Source organism: Superficieibacter electus (assembly GCF_002915575.1).
GTDB lineage: Bacteria > Pseudomonadota > Gammaproteobacteria > Enterobacterales > Enterobacteriaceae > Superficieibacter > Superficieibacter electus.
In genome coordinates this window covers 1-2,454 of the sequence record NZ_PQGD01000068.1, presented here as the reverse complement: position 1 = coordinate 2,454, position 2,454 = coordinate 1, and the positions used below count along the sequence as shown (strand labels likewise).

The 2,454-nt window shown below is 57.2% G+C and carries 3 protein-coding genes; all 3 read left to right on the top strand.

Going from position 1 to position 2,454, the window contains the following annotated elements; translation table 11 throughout:
* Positions 1-81: 81 nt before the first annotated feature.
* Genes tnpA through tnpC form a run of 3 tightly spaced genes read left to right on the top strand, consistent with a single transcriptional unit; the run spans position 82 to position 2,417 of the window.
* The gene (gene tnpA / locus CHU32_RS27770) at positions 82-486 is read left to right on the top strand and encodes an IS66-like element accessory protein TnpA (RefSeq protein WP_103678833.1); all 405 of its coding nucleotides are present in this window, start codon (positions 82-84) and stop codon (positions 484-486) included.
* On the top strand, positions 483-830 hold the full coding sequence (gene tnpB / locus CHU32_RS27765) for an IS66 family insertion sequence element accessory protein TnpB (protein WP_103678832.1): 348 nt from the start codon (positions 483-485) through the stop codon (positions 828-830). The genes tnpA and tnpB overlap by 4 nt, the downstream gene beginning before the upstream one ends.
* A gap of 48 nt (positions 831-878) precedes the next feature.
* Positions 879-2,417, top strand: a complete 1,539-nt coding sequence (gene tnpC / locus CHU32_RS27760) for an IS66 family transposase (RefSeq protein WP_103678831.1) — start codon at positions 879-881, stop codon at positions 2,415-2,417.
* The last annotated feature ends 37 nt before the right edge of the window (positions 2,418-2,454 follow it).

The window sequence follows — 2,454 nt, the reverse complement described above, 5'->3', positions numbered from 1 at the left end:
GTAAGCGTCATTTCAGCACCGTCTGGCAGATCCTGAAATTCCTGAGAGGATAGTGGACACCAAATATGGTGGACACTATCCATGAAATCATTAACCGCAGTGCGTAAAAAAAGCCCTAATTATCCCGTTGAGTTCAAAATCAAAATGGTTGAACTCTCGCATCGACCAGAGATCTCCGTAGCGCAACTCGCTCGTGAGCATGGGATCAACGATAATCTGCTGTTCAAGTGGCGCCAATACTGGCGCGAAGGAAAACTACGTTCTCCTTCAATAACAGAAAACAGCGTGCCTGAGCTGCTCCCGATAACACTTGATGCCGAAGATGTTGTTCCTACAACCTCCCTCCGGGCACAACCTGTAGCTGCTGCGACACCTGAATCACTCAATATCAGCTGTGAAGTGACGTTCCGGCACGGTTCACTCCGTCTGAATGGTGCCATCAGCGAAAATATCCTGAACCTGCTGATACGGGAGCTCAAACGTTGATCCCATTACCATCAGGGACAAAGGTCTGGCTGGTCGCCGGCATCACCGATATGAGAAATGGCTTCAACGGCCTGGCAGCAAAGGTTCAGACGGCGCTGAAAGATGATCCGATGTCCGGGCACGTCTTCATCTTCCGGGGCCGCAGCGGCAGTCAGGTCAAACTGCTGTGGTCTACCGGTGACGGGCTGTGCCTGCTGACAAAACGGCTGGAGCGCGGCCGCTTCGCCTGGCCGTCAGCCCGGGATGGCAAAGTGTTCCTCACACCGGCACAGCTGGCGATGCTCCTTGAAGGTATCGACTGGCGGCAGCCTAAAAGACTGCTTACATCCCTGACTATGTTGTAGGCCTCTTTATCCTGGTCGACGCTGAATGCGCCTGGTAATATACCCGGCATGAACAGCTCACTTCCTGACAATATCAATGAACTGAAACGTCTCCTTGCCGAACAGGAAGCGCTGAACCGCGCCCTGCTGGAAAAGCTGGCCGAGCGTGAACGCGAAATAGATCACCTGCAGGCGCAGCTGGATAAGCTGCGCCGGATGAACTTCGGCAGCCGCTCCGAAAAAGTCTCCCGCCGTATCGCGCAGATGGAAGCCGACCTTAACCAGTTGCAGAAAGAAAGCGATACGCTGACCGGCCGGGTGGATGACCCGGCAGTGCAGCGTCCGTTGCGTCAGACCCGCACCCGCAAACCGTTCCTCGAATCACTTCCCCGCGATGAAAAACGGTTGCTACCCGCTAAGCCGTGTTGCCCGGAGTGCGGGGGTTCGCTGAGCTACCTGGGTGAAGATGCCACTGAACAGCTGGAGCTAATGCGCAGCGCCTTCCGGGTTATCCGCACTGTACGGGAAAAACATGCCTGCACAAAATGCGACGCCATCGTACAGGCCCCCGCGCCTTCGCGGCCCATCGAGCGGGGTATCGCCGGTCCGGGGCTGCTGGCCCGCGTACTGACCTCTAAGTATGCAGAGCACACCCCGCTGTATCGCCAGTCTGAAATCTATGACCGCCAGGGTGTGGAGCTGAGTCGCTCACTGCTGTCGGGCTGGGTGGATGCATGTTGCCGGCTACTGTCACCGCTGGAAGAGGCGCTTCGGAACTATGTGTTGACTGATGGTAAGCTCCACGCCGATGACACGCCTGTCCCGGTACTGTTGCCGGGTAATAAGAAGACGAAAACCGGGCGGTTGTGGACGTATGTTCGTGATGATCGCAACGCCGGGTCAGAGCTGGCACCGGCCGTGTGGTTCGCTTACAGCCCGGACAGAAAAGGCATCCATCCGCAGACCCATCTTGCCGGCTTCAGCGGTGTGCTGCAGGCGGATGCGTACGCCGGGTTCAACGAGCTGTACCGCAATGGCCGGATAACGGAAGCCGGCTGCTGGGCTCATGCCCGCCGAAAGATCCACGATGTGCACGTTCGCACCCCGTCAGCCCTGACGGAGGAAGCCCTGAAACGTATAGGCGATCTGTATGCCATCGAGGCTGAAATACGGGGAATGCCGGCAAAGCAACGCCTTGCAGAACGTCAGCAAAAGGCTAAACCGCGGCTGAAATCCCTGGAAAGCTGGCTGCGTGAAAGGATGAGAACGCTGTCGCGACACTCAGAGCTGGCGAAGGCGTTCACGTACGCTCTGAACCAGTGGCCGGCACTGACGTACTATGCGGAAGACGGCTGGGCCGAAGCAGATAACAACATCGCTGAAAATGCCCTGCGGATGGTTAGCCTGGGTCGCAAAAACTTCCTGTTCTTCGGCTCTGACCACGGTGGTGAGCGCGGAGCGCTACTGTACAGCCTGATCGGTACATGCAAACTGAACGGCGTGGATCCAGAGAGCTATATCTGTCATGTGCTCAACGTCATAGCTGACTGGCCGGTCAACCGGGTCAGCGAGCTGCTACCGTGGCGCATCACGCTGCCAGCGGAATAACGCATCCCCGTCAATACGGCTCTCGCTGGACGCTTAC

Bases quoted from the DNA above. Each gene is read 5' to 3' on its own strand.
- tnpC (WP_103678831.1), top strand. From the start codon at position 879: ATGAACAGCTCACTTCCTGACAATATCAATGAACTGAAACGTCTCCTT.
- tnpA (WP_103678833.1), top strand. From the start codon at position 82: ATGAAATCATTAACCGCAGTGCGTAAAAAAAGCCCTAATTATCCCGTT.